The sequence below is a fragment of the Stenotrophomonas sp. YJH_SMC_110 genome, assembly GCF_059369255.1.
Map to the genome: position 1 here is coordinate 53,082 of NZ_JCAFSM010000006.1, position 16,915 is coordinate 69,996.

17 protein-coding genes are annotated in these 16,915 nt (G+C 65.3%); 10 read left to right on the forward strand and 7 right to left on the reverse strand.

Annotated features, from left to right (window positions below):
- Positions 1 to 88: 88 nt before the first annotated feature.
- The 4 genes from AC5P6H_RS12525 to AC5P6H_RS12540 are packed head-to-tail and all read left to right on the forward strand — an operon-like array spanning position 89 to position 3,607.
- Positions 89 to 1,210, forward strand: a complete 1,122-nt coding sequence (locus AC5P6H_RS12525) for an MlaE family ABC transporter permease (protein ID WP_014645867.1) — start codon at positions 89 to 91, stop codon at positions 1,208 to 1,210.
- Position 1,211: 1 nt separating this feature from the next.
- Positions 1,212 to 2,039 carry an ABC transporter ATP-binding protein gene (locus AC5P6H_RS12530; protein ID WP_142235417.1) on the forward strand — a complete coding sequence of 276 codons (828 nt, stop codon included), beginning with the start codon at positions 1,212 to 1,214 and terminating at the stop codon, positions 2,037 to 2,039.
- Between the two features lie 3 nt (positions 2,040 to 2,042).
- Complete coding sequence (locus tag AC5P6H_RS12535; protein WP_014645865.1) at positions 2,043 to 2,969, forward strand: MlaD family protein; 927 nt, start codon at positions 2,043 to 2,045, stop codon at positions 2,967 to 2,969.
- The gene (locus AC5P6H_RS12540; RefSeq protein WP_014645864.1) at positions 2,966 to 3,607 is read left to right on the forward strand and encodes an ABC-type transport auxiliary lipoprotein family protein; all 642 of its coding nucleotides are present in this window, start codon (positions 2,966 to 2,968) and stop codon (positions 3,605 to 3,607) included. The genes AC5P6H_RS12535 and AC5P6H_RS12540 overlap by 4 nt, the downstream gene beginning before the upstream one ends.
- 75 nt (positions 3,608 to 3,682) lie before the next feature.
- Here AC5P6H_RS12540 and AC5P6H_RS12545 read toward each other — a convergent pair whose 3' ends face one another.
- The 3 genes from AC5P6H_RS12545 to AC5P6H_RS12555 are packed head-to-tail and all read right to left on the reverse strand — an operon-like array spanning position 3,683 to position 5,687.
- Positions 3,683 to 4,270 carry an alpha-ketoglutarate-dependent dioxygenase AlkB family protein gene (locus AC5P6H_RS12545; protein WP_495202694.1) on the reverse strand — a complete coding sequence of 196 codons (588 nt, stop codon included), beginning with the start codon at positions 4,268 to 4,270 and terminating at the stop codon, positions 3,683 to 3,685.
- Positions 4,271 to 4,318: 48 nt separating this feature from the next.
- Positions 4,319 to 4,951: a CoA transferase subunit B gene (locus tag AC5P6H_RS12550; RefSeq protein ID WP_329857858.1), complete on the reverse strand. Its 633-nt coding sequence runs from the start codon at positions 4,949 to 4,951 to the stop codon at positions 4,319 to 4,321.
- Between the two features lies 1 nt (position 4,952).
- Positions 4,953 to 5,687 (reverse strand): CoA transferase subunit A, encoded by a 735-nt coding sequence (locus tag AC5P6H_RS12555; RefSeq protein WP_495202695.1) that lies wholly within the window; start codon positions 5,685 to 5,687, stop codon positions 4,953 to 4,955.
- A 140-nt stretch (positions 5,688 to 5,827) separates the two neighbouring features.
- Here AC5P6H_RS12555 and AC5P6H_RS12560 point away from each other — a divergent pair, with 140 nt between their 5' ends.
- Positions 5,828 to 7,174, forward strand: coding sequence for a phosphohexomutase domain-containing protein (locus AC5P6H_RS12560; protein ID WP_495202696.1), 1,347 nt, complete (start codon positions 5,828 to 5,830; stop codon positions 7,172 to 7,174).
- Positions 7,175 to 7,185: 11 nt separating this feature from the next.
- Entirely contained in the window at positions 7,186 to 8,589 is a 1,404-nt protein-coding gene (locus AC5P6H_RS12565; RefSeq protein WP_495202697.1) for a mannose-1-phosphate guanylyltransferase/mannose-6-phosphate isomerase, read from the forward strand.
- Between the two features lie 103 nt (positions 8,590 to 8,692).
- On the opposite strand, the gene rfbD is transcribed toward AC5P6H_RS12565, so the two are convergent.
- Genes rfbD through rfbB form a run of 4 tightly spaced genes read right to left on the reverse strand, consistent with a single transcriptional unit; the run spans position 8,693 to position 12,094 of the window.
- Positions 8,693 to 9,586 (reverse strand): dTDP-4-dehydrorhamnose reductase, encoded by an 894-nt coding sequence (gene rfbD / locus AC5P6H_RS12570; RefSeq protein WP_495202698.1) that lies wholly within the window; start codon positions 9,584 to 9,586, stop codon positions 8,693 to 8,695.
- A complete protein-coding gene (rfbC, locus tag AC5P6H_RS12575) occupies positions 9,583 to 10,140 on the reverse strand; it encodes a dTDP-4-dehydrorhamnose 3,5-epimerase (protein WP_004141806.1) in 558 nt (185 codons plus the stop codon). The genes rfbD and rfbC overlap by 4 nt, the downstream gene beginning before the upstream one ends.
- Complete coding sequence (gene rfbA, locus AC5P6H_RS12580) at positions 10,137 to 11,024, reverse strand: glucose-1-phosphate thymidylyltransferase RfbA (RefSeq protein ID WP_032957912.1); 888 nt, start codon at positions 11,022 to 11,024, stop codon at positions 10,137 to 10,139. Before rfbA ends, rfbC begins: the two co-directional genes overlap by 4 nt.
- A 14-nt stretch (positions 11,025 to 11,038) precedes the next feature.
- Positions 11,039 to 12,094, reverse strand: coding sequence for a dTDP-glucose 4,6-dehydratase (gene rfbB / locus AC5P6H_RS12585; RefSeq protein WP_014645855.1), 1,056 nt, complete (start codon positions 12,092 to 12,094; stop codon positions 11,039 to 11,041).
- Positions 12,095 to 12,374: 280 nt separating this feature from the next.
- Here rfbB and AC5P6H_RS12590 point away from each other — a divergent pair, with 280 nt between their 5' ends.
- From AC5P6H_RS12590 to AC5P6H_RS12605, 4 genes are all read left to right on the forward strand, one after another.
- Entirely contained in the window at positions 12,375 to 13,121 is a 747-nt protein-coding gene (locus AC5P6H_RS12590) for an electron transfer flavoprotein subunit beta/FixA family protein (protein ID WP_014035896.1), read from the forward strand.
- Positions 13,121 to 14,059 carry an electron transfer flavoprotein subunit alpha/FixB family protein gene (locus AC5P6H_RS12595; protein ID WP_495202699.1) on the forward strand — a complete coding sequence of 313 codons (939 nt, stop codon included), beginning with the start codon at positions 13,121 to 13,123 and terminating at the stop codon, positions 14,057 to 14,059. The genes AC5P6H_RS12590 and AC5P6H_RS12595 overlap by 1 nt, the downstream gene beginning before the upstream one ends.
- A 128-nt stretch (positions 14,060 to 14,187) precedes the next feature.
- Positions 14,188 to 15,606, forward strand: coding sequence for a UbiA family prenyltransferase (locus AC5P6H_RS12600; RefSeq protein WP_495202700.1), 1,419 nt, complete (start codon positions 14,188 to 14,190; stop codon positions 15,604 to 15,606).
- Positions 15,603 to 16,913 carry an FAD-binding oxidoreductase gene (locus AC5P6H_RS12605; protein ID WP_227864104.1) on the forward strand — a complete coding sequence of 437 codons (1,311 nt, stop codon included), beginning with the start codon at positions 15,603 to 15,605 and terminating at the stop codon, positions 16,911 to 16,913. The genes AC5P6H_RS12600 and AC5P6H_RS12605 overlap by 4 nt, the downstream gene beginning before the upstream one ends.
- Positions 16,914 to 16,915: the final 2 nt, after the last annotated feature.

Below are 16,915 nucleotides of genomic sequence, written 5' to 3' on the forward strand. Positions count from 1 at the left end.
CGTAGTATTACCTACGCTGGGGCCCACCGGAGAAATTCACCCGAGTTCGACGCGAAGCCCGATACAGAACGGTTATGCTGCGACCCGAATGGCCCACGTCACCCCGAACCTCGCCCCCCAGCTCGAACAGGATGCCCATGACCCGGGCCTGATCCACCTGTCCGGCACCTGGACCTTGAAGACCGCGCTGGCCGCGGCCGAGGTCCTGCACGGCGTTCCCGACAAGCTGACCGGCATCGATGCCACCGGCATCGAGCAGCTGGATTCGGCCGGCGTGCTGCAGGTGCTGCGCGTGGCCCACCGTGCCGATCTGCACGAAGACGCACTGCAGTTCCGCGCGGACCACCAGGCGCTGGTGTGCACCATCGAGGAAGTGGCCGACGACCGCCCCAAGCCCAAGCGGGATTTCGGCGTGCTGGCCGCGCTGGAACGGCTGGGTGTCAGCGTCCACGCCACTGGCCACAACATCAAGGCGCTGTGCAGTTTCCTCGGCGAGAACCTGGTCAAGGCGGCCCGGCTGGTCAAGGAACCCCGCCGCTTCCGGCTGACCGCCACCGTGCACCAGATGGAGCAGGTGGGGCTGGATGCGGTACCGCTGGTGGCGCTGCTGTCCTACCTGGTGGGTGCGGTGATCGCATTCCTCGGCTCGACCATCCTGCGCGACTTCGGCGCCGAGATCTACGTGGTCGAGCTGGTCAACATCGCCTTCCTGCGCGAGTTCGCGGTACTGCTGACCGCGATCGTGCTGGCCGGCCGCACCGCCAGTGCGTTCACCGCGCAGATTGGTGCGATGAAGGCACGCGAGGAGATCGATGCAATGCGCACGCTGGGCCTGGACCCGGTCGACCTGCTGGTGCTGCCGCGACTGCTGGCGCTGCTGGTCACCCTGCCCTTGCTGACCTTCATCGCGATGATCGCGGGCCTGGCCGGCGGCATCACCGTCGGCGCGTTCGACCTCGACATCCCGCCGCAGATGTACATCGCGCGCATGCACGAGACGATGGAAGTGCGGCACCTGCTGGTCGGCCTGTCCAAGGCACCCGTGTTCGCGCTGGTGATCGGCCTGATCGGCTGCCTGGAAGGACTGAAGGTCGAGGGCACCGCGCAGTCGGTCGGCGAGCGCACCACCTCCAGCGTGGTGCAGACGATCTCGCTGGTGATCATCATCGACGCCTTCGCGGCGTTGTGGTTCATGCACATGGACTGGTGACATGAGCACATCCGCCCTCCCCGACCCCATCGACATGCGCGACGACCAGGGCCACGAACTGGCCATCCGCGTGCGTGGTCTGGTCAACCGCTTCGGCAGCCAGACCGTGCACGAAGACCTGGACCTGGATGTGCGCCGCGGCGAAATCCTGGGCGTGGTCGGCGGCTCCGGTACCGGCAAATCGGTGCTGATGCGCTCGATCCTGGGCCTGCGCGTGCCCGATGCCGGGCAGATCGAAGTACTCGGCCGCGACGCGCGGGCCGACGACGCCGAGAGCCGGCTGCACATCGAGCGCAACACCGGCGTGTTGTTCCAGGATGGCGCCCTGTTCTCCTCGCTGACCGTGGGCGAGAACGTGCAGGTGCCGCTGAAGGAACACCATCGCGAGCTGCCCGAGCGCTGGCACTACGAACTGGCGCTGCTGAAAGTGAAGCTGGCCGGCCTGCCCGCCGATGCGATCAACAAGCTGCCCTCGCAGCTGTCCGGCGGCATGCGCAAGCGCGCCGGCCTGGCCCGGGCACTGGCGCTGGATCCGCCATTGCTGTTCCTGGACGAACCCACCGCCGGCCTCGACCCGATCGGCGCGGCCGCGTTCGACCGCCTGATCAAGACCCTGCAGGAAGCGCTGGGGCTGACCGTGTTCCTGATCACCCACGACCTGGACACGCTGTACGCGATCTGCGACCGGGTCGCGGTGATCGCCGACCGCAGGGTGGTGGCCAACGCACCCTTGCCTGACATCGAGAAACTGGATCATCCGTGGATCCAGGAATACTTCCACGGACCCCGCGCGCGCGCCGCGCGTGGCGAACAGATCGAGAGTGCCTGAGCCATGGAAACCAAAGCCAACTACGTGCTGATCGGCGCGTTCACCCTGATCACCGGCCTGGCCCTGCTGGCCTTCGGCCTGTGGGCCGCCAAATACTCCTCCGACCGTACCTGGCAGGAGTACCGCGTGGTGTTCCGCGAAGCGGTGACCGGCCTGTCGGTGGGCAGCCCGGTGCAGTACAACGGCATCGCGGTGGGCTCGATCACCGAACTGAACCTGGTGCCGGACGACCCGCGCCAGGTAGTCGCGCGCATCCGCCTGAACTCCAACACGCCGGTCAAGACCGATACCCGCGCCAAGCTGGCGATCACCAGCCTGACCGGCCCGTCGATCATCCAGCTCAGCGGCGGCACGCCGCAGTCGCCGGCGCTGACCACGGTCAACAAGGACCCGGCACCGATCATCCCGACCACGCCCTCTGCGCTGCAGAACATCACCGACGTCGCCAACCGCATCGTCGAGCGCATGGACCAGATCCTCAGCGACCGCAACGTGGCCTCGATCAACGCGACGCTGGCCAACCTGGAGACGATCAGCGGCGGCCTGGCCGACCGTGACCAGGGCACGCAGGCGCTGCTGCTCAGCGCGCGCGATGCCGCCCGCAGCCTGGACACCACGCTGAAGACCACCAACGGCACCATCGAGCGCCTGGACAGGAACCTGGTGCAGCAGCTGCCCGGCATCATCGACAAGCTCGACGCGACCCTGGCCAAGCTCGACTCGGCCGCCGGCAACGCCGATTCGATCCTTGGCGAGAACCGCGCCGCGATCAACAGCTTCGCCAACGATGGCCTCGGCCAGCTGGGCCCGACGCTGACCGAACTGCGCGGCCTGATCCGCGACCTGCGCCGGGTCAGCGACCGCCTCGAGAACAACCCCGCGCGCTACCTGCTGGGCCGCGACGCACCGAAGGAGTTCGAACCCAAATGAGCCCGACCACCCTTCCGCGCCTGCTGCTGGCCGCTTCGATGGTCACCCTGCTGGGGGGCTGCTCCATCCTCGGCAGCAGCGAGAAAACCGCGGTGACGCTGTACTCGCCGTCCGTGCAGGTCAAGGCGGACCCGGCGTGGCCGCAGGCCAGCTGGCAGCTGGTACTGGCCAAGCCCAGCGCCGCGCGCATGGTCGACAGCCCGCGCATCAATGTGCGGCCGACACCGTCGCAGCTTGAGATCTACAAGGGCGCCAGCTGGGCGCAGCCGGCCACCGACATGATCGAGGACACCCTGCTGCGTGGCTTCGAGGATTCCGGCCGCATCCGCGGCGTGGCCCGCAGCACCGCCGGCATCCGCGCCGACTACAAGCTGTCCACCGATGTGCGCCGCTTCGAATCGGATTACCAGGGCCAGGCCACGCCCACCGTGGTGATCGAGGTCAACGCCAAGCTGATCCATGTCGCCGACCAGCGTGTGGTCGCTGACCGCACCTTCCGCCAGGCGCAGCCGGTCGGCAGCACCGACGTACCGGCGGTGACCGCCGCGTTCGAGCGTGGCCTGCAGCAGCTGGCGCAGGACGTGGTGGGCTGGACGCTGCAGAGCGGGCAGGCCGACCAGCCGACCGTTGCGCGCTGATCGCAGCATTCGCCGGGCGTGTGGTTACGGGCTCAGATCCCTTTCCGGCCGGAAAGGGACCTGACCCCTTCTTCGTCAACGCGGCGAAATCCAACGGAAGGTCAGGTTGATCCGCTCGCCGTGCACCCGCGCCATCTTCGGCAGCGCGTGCTGGTAGAAGCGCTGGGTCTGTCCGGCCATCAGCAGCAGGTCGCCGTGGCCCAGCACGAATTCAGCCTTGCGTGCCGGGTCGTCGCGGCGTCGCAGCAGGAATCGGCGCGCCGCGCCCAGGCTCAGCGACGCGATCACCGGGGCCGGACCCAGCTCCGGCTCGTCATCGCTGTGCCAGCCCATGTAGTCACCGCCACCGCGGTAGCGGTTCAGCAGCACGCTGTTGAAGCGGCCGTGGCCTTCGGCTTCCAGGCGCCCGCGCATGGCCTGCAACACCGGTGGCCAGGGGCGCGGCACGAACTCGGCACCGGAATAGCGATAGCGGGCCTGCGGGTCGCCGATCCAGCAGCTCAGCCGCGGCGAGTCCACCCAGTTGCCGAACATGCGGATGCGATGGGTTTCCCAGGGCACTTCGGCCTGCAGCGAATACAGGAGCTGGTCGGCCTCGGCCGCAGCCAGCCATCCCGGCAGGTGCAGGACATCGGCATCGGACAGGTCGTGGGGGAACAGCATGGCGGCACCTCAAGAAGCAGGGCGGCACGCTTGGCCGCCCTTGCAGCCTCAGCCGCGCCGGAACGCGACGCCGGTCTTTTCCTTCAGCTCTTCATCGCTGACACCCGGCGCGGCCTCCACCAGCAACAGGCCCTTTTCAGTCACGTCGAACACCGCCAGATCGGTGATGATGCGGTCGACCACGCCCACGCCGGTCAACGGCAGCGTGCATTCGGCCAGGATCTTGTGCTCGCCGTTCTTGGCAGTGTGCTCCATCAGCACCACAACCCGCTGCACGCCGGCGACCAGGTCCATTGCCCCGCCCATGCCCTTGACCATCTTGCCGGGCACCATCCAGTTGGCCAGGTCACCCTTGTCGGTGACCTGCATGGCGCCAAGGATGGCCAGGTTCACATGGCCACCGCGGATCATCGCGAAGCTGTCGTGGCTGCCGAAGTAGCTGGCACCGGCACGCGCCGTAACCGTCTGCTTGCCGGCATTGATCAGGTCCGCGTCGACTTCAGCGTCGGTCGGGAACGGGCCGATGCCGAGCAGGCCGTTCTCCGACTGCAGCCACACATCCACGCCTTCGGGAATGTGATTGGCAACCAGCGTCGGCAGGCCGATGCCCAGGTTCACGTAGGCGCCATCGATCAGCTCCTGGGCGGCGCGTGCCGCCATCTCGTCACGGGTCCACGCCATGTCAGTTGCCCTCCACGCGGATGGTGCGCTGTTCGATTCGCTTCTCAGGATGCGCGTTGTGCACGATGCGGTGCACATAGATGCCTGGCAGGTGCACCTGGTCCGGGTCGATGGCACCGACCGGCACCACCTCCTCCACTTCCACGATGCAGACCTTGCCGGCCATCGCACAGGCCGGGTTGAAGTTGCGTGCGGTCTTGCGGAACACCAGGTTGCCGGCCTCGTCGGCCTTCCAGGCCTTGACCAGTGCCACATCGGCGCGCAGCGCCGTCTCCATCACGTAGTGCTTACCGTCGAACTCGCGGGTTTCCTTGCCCTCGGCAACCACCGTGCCATAGCCGGTGGCAGTGAAGAATGCCGGAATACCCGCACCACCGGCACGCAGGCGCTCGGCCAGTGTGCCCTGCGGGTTGAACTCCAGCTCCAGCTCACCAGCCAGAAACTGCCGTTCGAATTCCTTGTTCTCGCCCACGTAGGACGAAATCATTTTCTTGATCTGCCGGGTTTCCAGCAGCTGGCCCAGTCCGAAGCCATCGACACCGGCATTGTTGGAGATCACGGTCAGGCCCTTGACGCCACTGTCGCGCAGCGCAGCGATCAGCGCCTCGGGGATGCCACACAGGCCAAAGCCGCCCACGGCCAGGGTCTGTCCATCGGCGACCACCCCCTGCAGGGCCTCCGTCGCACTGGCGAAGCGCTTGCCGCGCTTTCCGCCGGTCGTTGCCGGATTGCTCATCTACGCCCTCACTTCGTTGATGTAATCACACCATTCTAGGCCAGCACGGCAGGCGGTCACGTGGCGTTGCGGCATGGAAACGCTTCCCATACAAGACAGGTACTACAATCGCGTGCTGAGCCACCCAAGGATCCCGATCAATGCCCCTGCCCGCCTTCAAGGCCTATGACATCCGCGGCCGCGTGCCGGAAGAACTGAACGAAGATCTGGCCCGCCGCATCGGCGTTGCCCTGGCGGCGCAGCTTGCGCCGGGCCCGGTGGTGCTGGGCCATGACGTGCGCCTGACCAGCCCCGCGCTGCAGGATGCACTGGCCGCAGGTCTGCGCGGTACCGGGCGCGAGGTGATCGACATCGGCCTGTGTGGCACGGAAGAGGTCTATTTCCAGACCGACCACCTGGGCGCGGCCGGCGGTGTGATGGTCACCGCCAGCCATAATCCGATGGACTACAACGGCATGAAGCTGGTCAAGGAAAACGCACGACCGATCAGCTCCGATACTGGCCTGTTCGCGATTTCCGATGCGGTTGCCGCCGATACGTCCGCGGCACAGCCGCCGCGCGCCGCGCAGAGCGCGCAGCACGACAAGAGCGCGTACATCCAGCACCTGCTGAGCTATGTCGACGCTGGCAAGCTGCGACCGCTGAAGCTGGTGGTCAACGCCGGCAACGGCGGTGCCGGGGCCATCGTCGACCTGCTATCGCCGCACCTGCCGTTCGAGTTCATCCGCATCTGCCACGAGCCGGACGGCAGCTTCCCCAACGGCATTCCCAACCCGCTGCTGCCGGAGAACCGCACCGCCACCGCCGACGCCGTGCGCGAACACGGTGCCGATTTCGGCATTGCCTGGGACGGTGACTTCGACCGTTGCTTCTTCTTCGACCATACCGGCCGCTTCATCGAGGGCTACTACCTGGTCGGCCTGCTGGCCAAGGCAATCCTGGCGCGCAATCCCGGCGGCAAGGTCGTGCACGACCCGCGCCTGGTCTGGAACACCGTGGACATGGTCGAACAGGCCGGCGGCGTACCGGTGCAGTGCAAGAGCGGCCACGCTTTCATCAAGGAAAAGATGCGCGCCGAAGACGCGGTGTACGGTGGCGAGATGAGCGCCCACCACTATTTCCGCGAGTTCGCCTATGCCGACTCGGGCATGATTCCGTGGCTGCTGATCGCCCAGCTGGTTTCCGAAAGCGGGCGCTCGCTGGCCGACTGGGTCGAAGACCGCATGGCTGCCTACCCGTGCAGCGGCGAAATCAATTTCAAGGTCAGCGATGCCAAGGCCGCCGTCGCACGCGTGATGGAGCACTTCGCAGCGCAGTCGCCCACGCTGGACCACACCGATGGCATCAGTGCCAACTTCGGCGACTGGCGCTTCAACCTGCGCAGCTCCAACACCGAGCCGCTGCTGCGCCTGAATGTTGAAGCCCGGGGCGATGCCGCACTGATGCAGGCACGTACCGACGACATCTCCCGCCTCATCCAGCAGTAACCGAGGGACGCATGAGCAGCATCCAGCCCGTCATCCTGTCCGGTGGATCCGGTACCCGCCTGTGGCCGCTGTCGCGCGAGGCGTACCCAAAGCAGTTCCTGCCGTTGGCGGGCGAACTGACGATGCTGCAGGCTACCTGGAAGCGCGTGGCGCCGATCGCCGCGCGTGGACCGCTGGTGATCGCCAACGAAGAGCATCGCTTCGTAGCCGCGGAGCAGCTGCAGCAGGTTGGCGCCGAGCCAGCCGCGATCATCCTTGAGCCGGTCGGCCGCAACACGGCACCGGCGATCGCGGTGGCCGCGCTGGAAGCCACCCGCGACGGCGGCGACGCGCTGCTGCTGGTGCTGCCCTCCGATCATGTGATCAACAACGAGACTGCATTCCGCAGCGCCGTCCAGGCCGCCGCCGCTGCCGCCGAAGCCGGAAAGCTGGTGACCTTCGGCATCGTGCCGACCGGCCCGGAAACCGGCTACGGCTATATCAAGGCCGCCGATGGCCAGGGCCTGCGCGCGGTCGAGCGCTTCGTCGAGAAGCCCGACCTGGGCACCGCCACCCGCTACGTCAGCAGCGGCCAGTACTACTGGAACAGCGGCATGTTCCTGTTCAAGGCCTCGCGCTACCTTCAGGAGCTGGAACGCTTCCAGCCCGCCATGCTCGCCGGCAGCCGCCAGGCCTGGCAGCAGGCGCGTCGCGATGCCGATTTCACCCGCCTGGACAAGGAGGGCTTCACTGCCGTTCCGTCCGATTCGATCGACTATGCGGTGATGGAGAAGACCGCCGATGCCGTGGTGATTCCACTGGATGCCGGCTGGAACGATGTCGGCTCGTGGACCGCGCTGCGCGATGTCTCGCAGCAGGACGGCGATGGCAACGCCCACCAGGGCGACGTGATCGCCATCGACTGCCGCAACACCTATGCCTACGCACAGCGCCTGGTGGCGCTGGTCGGACTGGATGACGTGGTGGTGGTGGAAACCGACGACGCGGTGCTGGTCGGCAAGGCCGATCGCATGCAGGAGGTCAAGACCGTAGTGGCGCAGCTGAAGGCCGAGGGCCGCAGCGAGGCCACCTGGCACCGCAAGGTCTATCGCCCGTGGGGTGCCTACGATTCGATCGACAACGGCGAGCGCTTCCAGGTCAAGCGGATCACGGTCAAGCCCGGCGGCACGCTGAGCCTGCAGATGCATCACCATCGCGCCGAACACTGGATCGTGGTCAGCGGCACCGCTGAAGTGACCCGTGGTGACGAGGTGATCCTGCTCAGCGAGAACCAGAGCACCTATATTCCGCTGGGCGTGACCCACCGCCTGCGCAACCCGGGCAAGCTGCCGCTGGAACTGATCGAAGTGCAGTCCGGCAGCTACCTGGGCGAGGATGACATCGTGCGCTTCGAGGATACCTACGGGCGCAGCTGAGGTTTGCCCGGGGTCGGATCCCGTTGCTGCGCAACGGGCTCTGACCCGTTCCTGATCGGCCCGGCAGCGCTGCGTCGCCGGGCTTGGCCCGGCGCTACGGCCATCAGGCCAGCTCCGCCATCACCCGCTTCAGGCCATCCTGCCAGCTCGGCAGCACGACGCCGAAATCCTGCTGCAGCTTGCGGTTGTCCAGCACCGACCAGGCCGGGCGCCTGGCCGGGGTCGGATACTCGGAAGTGGGAATCGCCTCGACCGTCGGCACCTTGGCCAACACGCCGCTGGCCAACGCCTCGGCAAATATGGCCTCGGCAAAGCCATGCCAGCTGGTCTGGCCGCTGGCGGTCAGGTGCCAGGTACCCGACAACTGTCCAGGATGCTGCAGTGCCTGCGCGGTGACATCGGCGATCAGCGCCGCCGGCGTCGGCGTACCGATCTGGTCAGCCACCACACGCAATACGTCACGCTCTGCACCCACACGCAACATCGTGCGCAGGAAGTTCGCGCCGTGCGAGGCATACACCCACGCCGTGCGAAAAATCAGATGGCGGCCACCGGCCGCGCGCACCGCGTCCTCGCCATCGCGCTTGCTGGTGCCATACACGCCCAGCGGTGCGGTCGGCTCGTCCTCGCGGTAGGGCGCGCTGCCCTGGCCGTCGAACACGTAGTCGGTGGAGTAATGCACGAACGGCACGCCATGCGCCGCACACCAGCGCGCGATCACGCCCGGCGCCTGCGCATTGGCAGCGAAGGCAGCTTCGACCTCCTGCTCCGCACGATCAACTGCGGTATAGGCGGCCGCATTGACCACCAGCGACGGCTGCACGCGGTCCAGCAATGCCGGCAGGCTGTCGGGCTGGCCGAAATCGGCCGTTTCGCAGGTACTTCCGTCGGGCAGTTGGCCGCTGCGCGTGGTTGCAATCACCTTCCCCAGCGGCGCCAGCGCGCGCAGCAACTCCTGGCCCACCTGCCCGTTGCCACCGAACACCAGCACGGTCATGGCACGTAGACCGGCAGGCGATCTTCAGCAATGTCCTTCAGGAACGGTGCGTTCTCGTCCTTGGCTGACAGGGTCGGTGCGCTGACCGGCCAGTCCACGGCAATGTCGGCGTCGTTCCAGCGGACACCTGCATCGAAGTCCTTCAGATAAACCTCGGTGCACAGGTAGCTGAACACCGCACGCTCGGACAACACGGCAAAGCCATGGGCAAAGCCCTCCGGAATCCAGAACTGCTTCTTGTTCTCCGCGCTCAGCACCACCGCTTCCCACTGGCCGAAGGTCGGCGAACCGCGGCGGATATCCACGGCCACGTCATAGACCTCGCCTTCCAGCACGCTGACCAGCTTGCCCTGCGGCCGCGGCCATTGGTAATGCAGGCCGCGCAGCACGCCCTGCGCAGAGGTCGACACGTTGCTCTGCACGAAACGGTCCGGCAGGCCCAGCGCGGCGAAGCGCTCGGCGTTCCAGGTTTCGAAGAAATAACCGCGGGCATCGCCGAACACCGCCGGCTCGATCACCACGCAGCCGGGCAACTTGGTTTCAATCACTTTCACGGAACGACTCCACGCAGGGCGAGCTTGTGCAGGTACTGGCCGTAGCCATTCTTGATCAGCGGCGCAGCCAGTGCTTCCAGCTGCTCGGCGTTGATCCAGCCCTTGCCGAACGCGATTTCTTCCGGGCAGCACACCTGCAGGCCCTGACGGGTCTGGATGGTCTCGATGAAGTTGGACGCCTCAAGCAGCGACTGATGGGTGCCGGTATCGAGCCAGGCGTAACCACGGCCGAGCGCCTCAAGATGCAGATGGCCCTCGCGCAGGTAGCGCTGGTTCAGATCGGTGATCTCCAGCTCGCCACGCGGCGACGGCTTGAGCTCGGCCGCATAGTCGCTGGCACTGCCGTCGTAGAAGTACAGGCCGGTGACCGCGTAGTTCGATCGCGGATTCTCCGGCTTCTCGACCAGATCGATGACCTTGCCGTCCTTGTCGAACTCGGCCACGCCGTAGCGTTCCGGGTCGTTGACCCAGTAGCCGAATACGGTCGCGCCCTGCTCGCGCTGGTCGGCGTTGCGCAGCACTTCTCGCAGACCGTGGCCGTGGAAGATGTTGTCGCCCAGCACCAGGCAGCTCGGCTTGCCGGCGACGAAGTCGCGGCCGATCAGGTAGGCCTGGGCCAGGCCATCGGGGCTCGGCTGCACCGCGTACTGGATGTCCATGCCCCACTGCGAGCCGTCGCCCAGCAGCTGCTGGAACAGCGCCTGCTCGTGCGGGGTGTTGATGATCAGCACCTCGCGGATGCCCGCCAGCATCAGCACGCTGAGCGGGTAATAGATCATCGGCTTGTCGTACACCGGCAGCAGCTGCTTGCTGACGCCCTTGGTGATCGGATACAGCCGGGTGCCGGAGCCCCCGGCCAGGATGATGCCTTTACGCTGGGTCATGAAATCTCCTGGATTCAGGCTGCGGTGCCGATGCGCTGCAGACGGTAGCTGCCGTCCAGCACGCCGTTGACCCATTCCTGGTTGTCCAGGTACCAGTCAACGGTGAAGGTGATGCCCTGTTCGAAGGTGTAGGCCGGTTCCCAGCCCAGATCGTTCTTCAGCTTCGAGGCATCGATCGCATAGCGGCGGTCATGACCGGGGCGGTCGGTGACGTAGGTAATCTGGCTGCTGCGCGGCTGGCCGTCTTCGCGCGGACGGCGCTGGTCCAGCAGTGCGCAGATCGCCTGCACCACTTCAATGTTCTGCTTTTCCGAATTGCCGCCGACGTTATAGGTCTCGCCCACCTGGCCCTTGGCCAACACGGTGCGGATCGCTTCGCAGTGGTCGGACACGAACAGCCAGTCGCGCACCTGCTTGCCATCGCCGTACACCGGCAGCGGTTCGCCAGCCAGCGCCTTGGCAATCACCAGCGGGATCAGCTTCTCGGGGAAGTGGTACGGACCGTAGTTGTTGGAGCAGTTGGTGGTCAGCACCGGCAGCCCGTAGGTGTGGTGGAACGCACGCACCAAGTGGTCCGAAGCGGCCTTCGACGCCGAATACGGGGAGTTCGGGGCGTACGGCGTGGTTTCGCTGAACTTGCCGGTCTCGCCCAGGGTGCCGTACACCTCGTCGGTCGATACGTGCAGGAAGCGGAAGGCCGCGCCCTGCTCGGCCGGCAGCGCCTTCCAGTAGTCACGCACCGCTTCCAGCAGGCCCAGAGTGCCCACCACATTGGTCTGGATGAAGGCACCCGGGCCATCGATGGAACGGTCGACGTGGCTCTCGGCGGCGAAGTTCAGCACCGCATCGGGCTGGTGCTCGGCCAACAAACGGGTCACCAGAGCACCGTCGCCGATGTCACCCTGCACGAACACGTGGTTCGGGTTGCCGTCCAGGCTGGACAGGGTCTTCAGGTTGCCGGCGTAGGTCAGGGCGTCGAGGTTGATGACCTTGATGCCACGGGCAACTGCCTCGAGGACGAAATTTCCGCCGATAAAGCCGGCACCGCCGGTGACAAGCCATGTGGGCACTACCTGATCTCCTGTTCAATGATGACGTCCACAGGCACCCACGGTGCCCGACATAGCGGGACAGGATACATCGGGGAAACCTTCACGACTGCCTGCATGACGTGAACATGACATCAGAAAGCTGCCTTCAAGCCAAAGCTATGCGGCGGCGCAGCATCACTACAAGACCATACGCATTCGCATGGTCCCCTCAAGCCAGCTAGAATCGGGGTCCCACCCCCGAACCGGTTGCTGTGCGAGGACCGGACGTTCTCTCCGTTATTGAAGGACCCCGTACCAGATGAAAATCCTCGTCGCGTACAAGCGCGTGGTGGACTACAACGTCCGCATTCAGGTCAAGCCGGACGGTTCCGGCGTGGTCACCGACGGCGTCAAGCTGTCCCCCAACCCCTTCGATGAAATCGCCCTGGAAGAGGCCCTGCGCCTGCGCGACAAGGGCATCGCCAGCGAAGTCGTGGTCGCCACCATCGCCCCGGCCGATGCCCAGGCGCACCTGCGCAACGGCCTGGCCATGGGCGCCAACCGCGCCGTCCATGTGGTCACCGACCAGGCCATCCAGCCGCTGACCGCCGCGCGCACCCTGCTCAAGCTGATCGAGAAGGAACAGCCGGACCTGGTGATCCTGGGCAAGCAGGCGATCGACGACGACGCCAACCAGACCGGCCAGATGCTGGCCACGCTGTGGGGGCGCCCGCAGGCGACCTTCGCCAGCAAGCTGGACATTGCCGACGGCAAGGCCACGGTGACCCGCGAAGTCGACGCCGGCCTGGAAACGCTGGAAGTCGATCTGCCGGCCGTGGTCACCACCGACCTGCGCCTGAACGAGCCGCGCTTCATCAAGCTGCCGGACATCATGAAGGCCAAGGCCAAGCCCCTGGAGACCCTGCAGCTGGCCGACCTCGGCGTTGAAGCCGCCGACACCTTCAAGACCACCCAGTACGCCGCGCCGTCCAAGCGCAGCAAGGGTGTGATGGTCAAGGACGCGGCCGAACTGGTTGCCGCACTCAAGCAGAAGGGGTTGCTGTAATGAGCAGGATTCTCGTCATCGCCGAGCACCACGACGGCAAGCTCAACGCCGCCACCGCCAAGACCGTCAGCGCTGCTGCCGCCATCAGCGGCGCCAGCATCGACGTGCTGGTGCTGGCCACCGATCCGGCTGCCGTGGCTGCCGAGGCCGCGAAGATCGCTGGCGTCGCCAAGGTCCTGACCGTGGCCAACGCTGCCAACGCGCAGGCCATCGCCCAGGTGCTGGCACCGCAGATCGCGCAGCTGGCCAAGGGTTACACCCACGTGTTCGGCCCGTCGACCACCTTCGGCAAGGACCTGATGCCGTGCGTGGCCGCCCTGCTGGGCGTCAACCAGGTTTCCGACCTGATGAGCGTTGAAGGCAGCCACACCTTCAAGCGCCCGATCTACGCCGGCAACGCGATCATCACCGTGGAAGCCCCGGCCGACCAGATCGTGGTCGCCACCGTGCGTGCCGCCTCGTGGCCGGAAGCCGCCCAGGGCGGCAGCGCCACCATCGAAGCGGCCAGCATCGATGCTGCCCTGCCGACCCACACCCGCTTCGTCGGCCTCGCCGCTGGTGCCAGCGACCGCCCGGACCTGCAGAGCGCCAGGCGCGTGGTCTCCGGTGGCCGTGGTGTCGGTTCGGAAGAGAACTTCAAGGTCATCTTCCAGCTGGCCGACAAGCTCGGTGCCGCCGTCGGTGCCTCGCGCGCTGCGGTTGATGCCGGCTACGTGCCGAGCGACCTGCAGGTCGGCCAGACCGGCAAGATCATCGCCCCGGAGCTGTATGTGGCGGTGGGCATCAGCGGTGCGATCCAGCATCTGACCGGCATCAAGGACGCCGGTACGATCGTGGCGATCAACAAGGATCCGGATTCGCCGATCTTCGAGATTGCCGATATCGGCCTGGTGGGGGATCTGTTTGCGATCCTGCCGGAGCTGGAAAAGGCGTTGTAAACAGCGCGAACCTCCCGGCACGCATGCGCCGGGAGGTTTTGGACTTGCCGCTATACTGGATGTCCTTTGCATCCGGAAATGGAACCTATGCAGTCCAAGCCAATCCGTCCCGTGGGGAGCGCTGCCGCGTGAGCACCGATAGTCGTCCCCTCTGCGTAGACCTGGATGGAACGCTGCTGCGCTCTGACGTCCTGTATGAGTCATTGCTCGCTCTACTCGCACAGAATCCGCTCTACGTGTTCATGCTGCCGCTCTGGCTGCTCAAGGGAAAGGCGGCACTGAAGCGTGAACTGGCCAAACGCACAACGCTGCCGCCGGAGACGCTGCCGTATGACGAGCGCGTACTGGAACTGTTGCGGACCACCCCACAACGACCCCGCGTGCTTTGCACTGCGTCGGATGCATTGCTGGTAACTCCGATTGCAGAACACCTTGGGCTCTTCGAGGAGGTGCTGTGCAGCGACGGCAACCGTAACCTGGCCGGGCATCGCAAGGCGGGGGCGCTCGTGGAGCGCTTCGGTGAGCGGGGCTTTGACTATCTCGGCAACGGGCGCGTTGACCTGCAGGTTTGGAAGCATGCAGCCTCGGCGATCGTAGTCAATGGTGCTGACTCGCTGGCAGTGGCCGCAGCAAAGGTCACCACGGTGGGAAGCACCCTGCCACGCGCACGGGAAGGCTTGAAGACCTGGGTAAAGGCGCTGCGCATTTATCAATGGCTCAAGAACCTGCTCGTGCTGGTTCCGCTCCTCACCGCACACCGCTTTTTCGATATTGATGCGATCATCCAAGGCGTGGTGGCATTCCTTGCATTCGGCCTGTGCGCGTCGGGCGTCTACGTCCTGAACGACCTGTTGGATCTTACCCCCGACAGATTGCACGCACGCAAGCGCCTTCGCCCCTTTGCTGCAGGCCGGCTTCCCATCCTGCAGGGCCTGTTTGCCGCCCCCTTGCTCACGCTGAGCGGTTTTGCACTTGCACTGACCTGCAACTGGAAGTTCGCCTTGGTCCTGGTGGGCTACTACATCATGACGCTCAGCTATTCGTTGAAGCTGAAGCGGATCGTCATGATCGATGTCGTCCTGCTTGCAGCTCTGTATACCGTCCGGATCATCGGCGGAACAGTCGCCATCAATGCAGACATGTCGTTCTGGCTGCTAGCCTTCTCCATGTTCCTGTTCCTGAGCCTGGCATTGGTGAAGCGGTATGGTGAACTCGAGTCAGCGCTGAGCAGTGGCAAGGAAACCGCTATCGGGCGGGGATACAGTGTCAATGACCTGCCGCTCATCCAGTCAATGGGAACCAGCGCGGGCTACCTGGCGGTCCTGGTGTTCGCCCTGTACATCAACAGTCCTGCCAGCATCCAGCTCTACAGCAGGCCGGAGCTTCTGTGGCTGCTGTGCCCGATCCTGCTGTACTGGGTGAGCCGCGTCTGGGTCGTTGCGCACCGTGGCGACATGCACGATGACCCCATCGTGTTCGCCGCGACAGACCGCGTAAGCCAGGTGGTCGGCGCCCTGGGACTGCTGGCGCTTTTGATCGCCATATGAGCAGCGAGTTCAGCTCATGGGGCCGCTTTCCCGTCGCCTACGGACAGCGTAACCTACCCGTGGCGGGTCGGCTTGCGCCTCTGCCTGATTTCAGTGGAGCCGCGCTTCCTCGTGGCAACGGCCGTAGTTATGGCGACAGCTGCCTGAACGCCGGCGGAAGTCTGCTTACCACCCGTGCCTTGGACCATTTCATTTCCTTTGATCCTTGCACTGGCGTACTCGAAGCGGAGGCGGGCGTCACCCTGGCTGATGTCATTTCGCTGGTCCTACCTCACGGATGGTTTCTCCCCGTTACGCCTGGTACGCGCTGGGTCACGCTGGGCGGGGCCATCGGCAATGACGTGCATGGCAAGAACCATCACGTCGCAGGCAGCTTCGGGCACCACGTGCGCTCGATTGAGCTACTGCGTTCGGATGGATCAAGAGAACATCTCGCTGCTGGAACGGGAAGCGAACGGCTGCGAGCCACTATCGGGGGCCTGGGGCTGACCGGACTCATTACCCGCTGCGAAATCCAGCTGCGACGTGTCCCAGGACCCTGGCTCGACACTGAAACAGTCCGCTTCGGCTCACTCGATGAGTTCTTCGCACTTTCTGCAGAGTCCGCCTCCACGCACGAATACACGGTCGCGTGGATCGACTGCCTGGCAAAAGGCAGTAGGCTCGGTCGCGGGCATTTCATTCGCAGCGACCATGCGCCCGGCGACCCGTTAGCACCGGTCCCCGGCGGGCGGCAACGATTGTCCTTCCCTGCCACGCCACCGGTATCGCTGGTGAACCGGCTCACCCTGCGGCCGTTCAACACTGCCTACTATTGGCGGCAGCTGGCCCTGCGCCAGCGTCGTCAGCAGCATTATCAGGGTTATTTCTATCCGTTGGATGGAATAGGGAACTGGAACCGTATGTATGGCCCCCGAGGGTTCCTGCAACATCAATGCGTGCTTCCACCTTCCTGCGCCAAGGACGCGACCGCGAGTCTGCTGCGGGCAATCTCCGACAGCGGCAACGGCTCCTTTCTCGCGGTACTCAAGGAATTCGGGGACATCAGTTCCAGCGGGTTGCTCTCCTTCCCCCGGCCGGGCACAACCCTTGCGCTCGATTTCCCAAACACTGGGCCCAGTGTCTTCAAGTTGCTGAGCAGGTTGGACGATATCGTCACTGAAGCGGGTGGAACCCTGTACCCGGCCAAGGATGCCCGCATGGCGCCCAAGCTTTTCCAGCAAGGGTATGGGCACGCGCTCAGCGCCTTTGAAAGCCACATGGATCCTAGATTTTCGTCAGATTTCTGGCGACGTATGACGGAGTAAAT